General features: G+C 48.4%; 4 protein-coding genes. All 4 read right to left on the reverse strand.

Going from position 1 to position 8,654, the window contains the following annotated elements; all coding sequences use genetic code 11:
• Positions 1-99: 99 nt before the first annotated feature.
• Complete coding sequence (locus QUB63_RS18320) at positions 100-2,049, reverse strand: sensor histidine kinase (protein ID WP_332946693.1); 1,950 nt, start codon at positions 2,047-2,049, stop codon at positions 100-102.
• A 24-nt stretch (positions 2,050-2,073) separates the two neighbouring features.
• Positions 2,074-2,829, reverse strand: a complete 756-nt coding sequence (locus tag QUB63_RS18325) for a response regulator transcription factor (protein WP_332946694.1) — start codon at positions 2,827-2,829, stop codon at positions 2,074-2,076.
• A gap of 326 nt (positions 2,830-3,155) precedes the next feature.
• A complete protein-coding gene (locus tag QUB63_RS18330; protein WP_332946695.1) occupies positions 3,156-4,889 on the reverse strand; it encodes a ShlB/FhaC/HecB family hemolysin secretion/activation protein in 1,734 nt (577 codons plus the stop codon).
• 15 nt (positions 4,890-4,904) lie between these two features.
• Positions 4,905-8,654, reverse strand: a 3,750-nt coding sequence (locus QUB63_RS18335; RefSeq protein ID WP_332946696.1) for a two-partner secretion domain-containing protein, incomplete at its 5' end; no start/stop codon positions are given.

Here is an 8,654-nt window from a genome sequence, read left to right on the forward strand (position 1 = left end):
CTACCTACTGCTCTAATTGCGGTCAATCGACCGGACATAATATTAGCTCAACATATGTATGTCTTCAATTAATCCAATTTCACTCTTTTAATGAGATGTCTAACTCCTCCCTTTCAAAATCTTGGTTTTGAGATGACGTTTTATACTAGCGAAATCCCAGCTTCTACCCGTAATCTGCCAAGTTAACTCACACAAAGTTCCTTTCTCTCCGAGACAGGTTCGCTTAAATTTTCCTTTTAATTTTTTTGCGAGATTTAGACACTGCTTTGTTCCTCGACCTTCAGAGGAAGAGCAAATGCTAGATCCATTATCTTTAATACTTAGGGTGTACCAGCCTTTGTTTTGCTTGCCAGTAGCACTGAGACGGGTCAATTTTTTAGCGTGTTTTCCGACATTGCACAGCGATTCTTCCAGAAATTGGCAGAGTTCTCGCTTTTGTTCCAAACTTAAGTATTGCTCTTCAATTGGCTCGAACGAATAAGCTTTAACTTTGAGCGTTTTAAAAGAAGGAAAGTTTCGCTGGAGTGTATGGCTGTAGACTTCATAGAGTAGGTCGCGAATCGGTATCTTTAAGTCTAGGATTAGACCACTGCCTAGACGGAGACTTTCCTTTCGATCTAGGGCTTCTAGTTTCAGGTAGTCGCCAACTTCTCTGATTTCCCAGTTCAGATTTTTCAATTCTTCGAGCAATCGATTTGGTTCTAAATCTTGGTCTTGAACGTGCCTCAAAATATTGGCTAGTGTTTGCAGAGGACCATTATGAATTAGAACAAATGTCCGTTCAATGGTATGTTGGCGAATTTCAATCTGAAACCTCAGAAATCGGTCATATTGATAGAAATTACTCAAGATGGCACCATTAATGATTAAAATTAATAAAGCTGGTGCTACGGGAACCCACCATCCCGCGACGATGAAGGCATAACTAATTCCAACTAGCCCAAGACTCGCAGCGGCAACATACATGAGGTTTTTTAATGCAGATTGAGTCAGCCGACCGAGATAAATAGCTAAAATGCCCCAACTGACAATCCAAAGATATTCCCAACCCTGCAACCAGGTTTTTAAAACGGGTCGTCCATCGAGAACTGCACTGACGATTTGGCTGACAACATGGGCATGAAATTCTACGCCATAAATTTTCCCAGGCGGTTGTAAATTAGAGATTGCAGAAGTATTGACAAAGTCTTTAATACTAGGAGCCGTTATCCCAATTAGAACAATGCGATCGCCCAAGGTATCGCGCAGCACATCGGAATTACCTTTGGCGGCTTCAATATCGTTAATATCTTGAAGCGATAGCGTGCGAAATCGTTCCTGACCGTTGCGATAATTGAGGAGTAGCTGAACACCAAAATCATCAGCGCCCGCGTAGCCGCCAGAATTGGGGAAAAAGCGAGGAAGTTCAGTCGAACCAAACCGCATCGCAAGGCGATCGCGAATGCCATTGCTGAGTTTAATGCCTTCAGCTTTGAGATAGGTTTCTGCCAGTCGCAAAGGCAGGGAAAAGGCGTATTTTTTATCGTTTTCAGGTCGATTTATTCCCAGTATTGCACGCCTGACCTTGCCGTCATCATCGGAAAGGTAATCTATAAAACCGATTTTTTCTGGGGGTAAGTCGGGGGGCGGCTTAATAGAAATGGGTATAACTTTTTCCACTAATTTCAGATTTTTGATATCTTTAAAAGTTGCAACCAGTTCGGAATGACCGGGTTCAACGGGTAGATCTCTAACCATATCAAGACCGATAACTCTGGGCTGGTACTTCTGCAAAGTTCTCAACAGTTTGGCAATTTCGCGATCGGGTATGGGGTAAGTCCCGATCCGTCGGATATCGGCTTCATCAATTCCCACAATGACAATTCGTTCCTCGATCGGTTCGGACGATCGCAGCCGGAGAAACGAGTCGAAAGTTACCCATTCTATCAATTGCAGCGCTCCACTCAAACGAACGAGTACAATCAGCACTATAGCAACAATTCCTGGCAATGTTCCTACAGACCAGATGGTAAATTCTTTTCTAATTTTGCTCCAAATAGTGGGTAACAACTGTTTCTTCCTTAACAAAACCGGTCAATCAATAAACCCCTCTTCTCTAGCTCGTTTTTCCGTTTGAATGCGGAGACTTTTGCCATCTTCCGGGTAAACGCCTAAAACATCTTGGACTTTTGTCCAGTAGTGGCGTACTGTTCTGAGGGATAGGTTCATGCGATCGGCGATCGCTTTATCTTCCAATTCTTCTTCAAAAGCGAGATTGAGTACCTCAAGCCACTCTGGCTTGACTTCCCCTGGTGGCATTTTCAAATCTTTGGTATGGGTAACTCCTTTGAGTGCCAAGTCAATCCGCTTCAACATCTCCTGGCTGGAAAGTCCTTTGTCAGCTACGGTAAACCCTCCTTCATGAGCGTCGATATCTGGTTTAAGCCGCACCAGTGCCTTAACATAACTGCTTTGCACGACCAAATTTAGGGTGGGATAGTTTTTCATTAAAGTTCCTAGGCTTTTTATGCCTCGATTGATTTCGGCAGTGTGCCCGAAGGTTTCTGGTAGGGAAAGATCCATAATAACGAGGTCAGGCTCAAATGCTTCGACCTGTTGCAGAGCATTCTGGGTTGTTTTAGCGGTAAGGATTTCGGCTTGTGGGTACTGCCGTTTCAGCAAGTCGATCGTTCCGCTTAAGATTAGTTCGTGGTCATCCACTACAAGTATTTTGAGTGTGCTTGGCTCTGGTAAATCTTGGCTCATTGTTGAAACCGTAATTGGTAATTGGTAATTGGTAATTGGTAATTCCTTAGCCAGTAAGCATTTAGCTTGAGTTGATTGGGGCAAGTATGTTTTTATTATCAAAATAACTACGAAAAAGCGCGTTTTTTTAGGTTTATTTAAGTTTTTTGCTTCAGTTAATGATACCAAATCAGGGTTGAGTATCCCCTTTATACTCTCTCCCTCTCTCTGTACTCTGTGCGCTCTCTGTGGTTAATTATAAATGTGGTAGAAAACGCGGATTTAGTATAAGTCAGACAAATCGTCGATTTAAGTGATGAAATTGGTTTCATTTTATATGATATAGAAATCAGCTAGAAAATATATTGCACAAGTGTGCAAACTCGATCGCACAAATATGCAATTAGGTTAGCAAACTACTACAGCCTACTTCAAAACGGCTGATAGCGTACTGAAAAGTAGATACCCTTATCTTGCAGCGAGTTTCCCCGATCGCCAACTGAAATTAAGGGGATGCCGTAGTCTAGGCGCAACGATAAATCGGGGGCAACCTGCCATCGCAAACCCAGTCCTAAACTGGCAATTGTAGCTGGGTCAGGGTTAATATCTCGATCGTTCCAGACCGTTCCGATTTCAAAAGAAGGCGCTAACTGGAGTGTGCTGGGGTCTGACGCGAGGGGAATGCGAACTTCAACTGAACCCAGGATGCCATTGTCGGCAACGAGTTGGTTTTGTCGGTAGCCGCGAACTGTATCGACTCCACCAATACTGAACCGTTCTAAAGGTAGCAAAGAATTAGGAGTTAGCTGAGCATCAATTCGCGCTACTAGCACATTTCTGGATGATAACTGCTGCACCCACTGAAATTGTCCCAACCAAGAAAAGAATCGCCCGTCAGTGCCCGTATTGTTGACAGTTGCATCAAAGGCATCTATCCCTAGACTGAATTGAGAGCGGGCGGCTAAAACTCGTGTTCTGCCGCGATCGACCCAATCTTGAGAAAACCGAATTACAGTAACTTTAGATTCGCCTTTTTCAGGACCTTCTGTGAAGGAAAAGGGCCGATCGTCGAGGATATACGTTTGGCTGCGACGGCGATCTAAACCTAAGCTTAATGCAAATTCACTGGTTGGTGTTCTGGTAATTGGCTGGCGGAAATTGAGGGAATAGGTTTGAGTCTCGCTTCTAATACCGATATCCCGGAACTCTCGTTCAATAATTCGGCTATCGCCATTGTTATAGCGGAAGTTAAGGGCACCGTTACGAGCATTCACGGGGATAGTATAGTTGAGGTCGTAGAGGTCGAGTCCTTCAGTACGACCGTATTGGACTGAAGCGCGATCGCCAAATCCCAACAGATTATCATGACTGACTTGTATGCTGCCTTGGACTGAACCAATGCTGGGAGATTGGTTGTTTTCCAGCGCGATCGCACTGTGAAAGGCAGGCGCTTCTTTGAGATTGATTCGCAAGATATTGCGGCCCGGAGTGCTGCCTGCGGTTAACTCGGCATTTACCCTCTCGATCAGCGGATCGAGTTGCAACAGTTGCAAGGCTTCTTCTAAACGTTGTTGGTTTAAGGGGGTAGAGGTGGCAAGTTCTAGGCGCGATCGCACGTATCCTTCTCGCAATCGATTTAACCCACCGATTTCAATCTGTTGGAGTTCGCCTTCTACGACTTGAATTTTGACTGTACCGCTGCTGAGGTCTTGATTGTTGGGCAGGAAGGCTCCAGAGGTGATGTAGCGGTTTTTAATATAGAGTTGAATAATCGCCGATCGCAGTTCGAGTAACTCTTCAAACGTGACCGAACGGTTCTCGTAAAGCTGAATTAATTTGGCAATTTCGTCCTGTAAGACGGTGTTTCCCAGCACTTCTACTTTTTGGATAAAAAAGCGATCGCCCGACGGGGAAGTAACTTCAGGTGACTCTTGAGTTGGGGTAATTTGCAGTTCGGGTTCGGGTGGTGGTGAAGGCGTTTCATCGGGGAGAGGACGGGGTGTAAAAGAGGGATTGGGAATCGTTTGTTCGATCGCGTCAGGTGCGTTAGGGGGAATGGTGACACCTGGTGGCGGTGCGGATTGGGCGATCGCACTGAGGGTAATGCAAGTTGATGTCGCGATGCTTGAACCTGAAATGGCAACCCACCTGAAGATTGGGTACATATTTTTGTTAGTGAATTAATAACATTCTCGACTCATAACAAGTTTCCCATTCGGCAGTCGATACACGCCTTGGGGTTCTACAATTGGGTCGCCTTTTTGCCAAGAACGATTTGAGGATGTGGCGTCACTGGGTAAAGTTTCCACATCTACTGTGGGAAAGTCGGACATTTGGACATCTCCAGGGCGTTGCGGTAAGCCACCAGTACCCGTGACGGTAAAACTTCCCCTCGTTGGTCGATCGCGACGGACAATGCAGCTAGAGGCCAGAAGGCTGTCGGTGTCTATCCGATTTTCTGGCAACTCGTTGAGACTGTTTTGGATGAAGGTGGTATCGGGTAGGGCGATCGTTCCCGAAGCAAGATTACCAGTAGCGTTAATATCGACTCGATTATTGCGTGAGAGTGTACCAGGGTTAATATCGCGAGGTGCTGGACGGTAGCTTTCGCCGAAGAAGACAGGAGTGTCGAGGGTGATATTCCCACCTCTGCCTTCACGGGCAAAAGCGAGGATATCGCTGTCGTCGAAAGCGAGGATGGAGTCAGCTTTTATGTCAATGTTGCCACCGCCTCCTGCACCTGAGTTAACCGTGCTGGTGATGTCACTGTTGCCCGATAGGCGAATATTAGAAGCTTTGATGTCGATACTTCCCCCGGAAGATCGAGCGGAGGTGGTTGAGATCGTGCCATTGTTAGCTTGTAGGGTATCGCGGGCTGTAATGTTGATATTGCCTGCTGTTCCTTCTCGCGTACTGCTGCTGGATACCACCGCCGCATCGCGCACCTGCAAGCGCCCCGTGTTAATGCTCAAATTCCCTGCATCCCCACTCCCTTGACTCTCAGCAGACAAGCCACTGCGAAACTGACCATTGGCTGATCTACCAATCACCTCAACCGAATCCCTTGCCGTAATCTGCAAGCTGCCGCCCTTGCCTTGACCTGTAGTAGCGCTTGATACCACCGCCCCATCGCTCACCTGCAAACGCCCCGTGTTAATGCTCAAATTCCCTGCATCCCTACTCCCATAACTCTGAGCCAACAAGCCACTGACAAGCCGACCATCGGCTGAGATCCCAATCACCTCAACCGAATCCCTTGCCGTAATCTGCAAGCTGCCGCCCTTGCCTGAACCTCTAGTAGCGGTTGATACCGCTGCCCCATCGCTCACCTGCAAGCGCCCCGTGTTAATGCTCAAATTCCCTGCATCCCCACTCCCTTGACTCTGAGCCGACAAGCCACTGCCAAACCGACCATCGGCTGAGGTCCCACTCACCTCAACCGAATCTGTTGCCGCAATCTGCAAGCTGCCACCGTTGCCCTCACTGACAGTACCGGATTGTACTTGTGCCCCATCGCGCACCAGCAAGCGCCCCGTGTCAATCCTCAAATTCCCTGCATCCCCACTCCCTTGACTAGAAGTAAACAAGCCACTGCCAAACTGACCACTGGCTGAGGTACCAATCACCTCAACCGAATCTGTTGCCTTAATCTCCAAGCTGCCACCCTTGCCCGAACCGAAAGTAGTGGCTGATACCACCGCCCCATCACTTACCAGCAAGCGCCCCGCGTCAATCCTCAAACTCCCTGCATCCCCACTCCTTTGACTCTCAGTAAACAATCCACTTATAAACCGACCATCGGCTGAGCTACCAATCACCTCAACCGAATCTGTTGCCATAATCTGCAAGCTGCCACCGTTGCCTGAACCGAAAGTAGTGGCTGATACCCGTGCCCCATCGCGCACTAGCAAGCGCCCCGCGTCAATCCTCAAACTCCCTGCATCCCCACTCCTTTGACTCTCAGTAAACAAGCCACTTATAAACCGACCCTCGGCTGAGCTACCAATCACCTCAACCGAATCTGTTGCCATAATCTGCAAGCTGCCACCGTTGCCTGAACCGCTAGTATCGGCTGATACCCGTGCCCCATCGCGCACCAGCAAGCGACCCGTGTCAATCCTCAAATTCCCTGCATCCCCACCCTCATTACCCCTACTCTGAGCCGACAAGACACTGACAAACCGACCAGTGGCTGAGCTACCAATCACCTCAACCGAATCTGTTGCCTTAATCTGCAAGCTGCCGCCCTTGGCCGAACCGTAAGTAGCGACCGATACCTCTGCCCCATCGCGCACCAGCAAGCGCCGTGTGTTAATGCTCAAATCCCCTGCATCCCCCCCCCCACTCCCTACATTACTACTCTGAGCAACCAAGCCACTGTTATAGGAACGATTGGCTGTTAATTCTCCAATCACCTCGACTGAATCAGAAGCGTTAATCTGCAAGCTGCCGCTCTTGCCTGAACCGTAAGAAGAGGTTGATACCCGTGCCCCATCGCTCACCAGCAAGCGCCGCGTGTTAATGCTCAAATTCCCTACACCCCCAGTCCCAGAAGTAGACAAGCCACTGGTGAAGTTACCATCGGCTGAGATCCCAGTCACCTCAACCGAATCTGTTGCCGTAATCTGCAAGTTGCCACCGTTGCCTGAACCGAAAGTACCGGTTGATACCAGCGCCCCACCGCGCACTAGCAAACGCCCCGTGTCAATCCTCAAATCCCCACCCCCATTACCCCCAGTAAACAAGCCACCGATAAACTGACCCCTGGCTGAGTTACCAATCACCTCAACTGAATCCGTTGCCGTAATCTGCAAGTTGCCGCTCTTGCCTGAACCGCTAGTATCGGCTGATACCCGTGCCCCATCACGCACCAGCAAGCGCCCCGTGTCAATTCTTATGTCTCCTCCAGTTCCCGTTCCTCTGTCAGTCACATTAGCCGTCAGGTATGAACCCTCACTCAGCTCAACCTCTGTTGCGCGTACCAGTACCTGTTTGCCATTTTCGGTCCCCAAGGTGTTAGCCAAAATATTCGACCTTTGTGTCATCTCCAACCGCCCACCGCGAATCTGAATATCACCGCCTCCTTCCCCGCTGGCATTCACAAACGCCCCGTTTGATAATGAGATATTGCCAAAATTATTAATCGAGTCATACCCTAGGACAAAGTTGTTCCCACTCTGACTCAAACTTACTTCTCCCACTCGGGCCACACTGCCGAGTTCAATGCGTCCTCCGGCTGCTGTCAGTCTCCCGGACTCTAGGAATACATTCCCACCAACTAGCGCTAAAGTTCGACCCGGTTGCACCTGTAGCCCTAGGGGAAGACCTCCTGAGTTAGGTTGATTAATTAAACTTGGTGCTTGCGATCGATTGACAATGGGTTGAGCAGCAACGGCATTGAACCACAAAGCTGAGGGACTGACGCTGAGTAAATTACTCGAACTCGGTTGTGAAGCGCTAAATAGTCCGGTATCCCCTAACTTGACGGCATTCGCTGTGGTTGCCAAAAATGAACCCTGCACGTCTAAACTGGCAGATGGCCCGAACACAATGCCTTTTGGATTAATCAAAAACAAATTAGCAGTGCCTAAAACCCCCAACCGTCCCAAAATATCCGAACGGTTCGCCCCGGTTACGCGCGAGAGAATGTTTTCAATTCCTGCTGGATTGGTGAAATAAGCGCCTCTTCCTTCTAAAACACTCAATTGTTCAAAACTGTGGAACAGATTAGCGCCTCGAATTGCGCCACCATCAATGCGATCGCTAGGAATACCCCGTATATTGACATTGGGTGTAACGACAGAACTTTCAGCACCTAGCGTATTGTCAGGCACGATTTGGGCGTTAGCGCGATCGCCCCCTCCTACGAGGAGTGTCCCAAATATGGCGACGCAACCCCCAATCTGCCACTGCCAACACCGAGCGAACCA

Source organism: Microcoleus sp. ARI1-B5 (genome assembly GCF_036705795.1).
Classification (GTDB): domain Bacteria; phylum Cyanobacteriota; class Cyanobacteriia; order Cyanobacteriales; family Microcoleaceae; genus Microcoleus.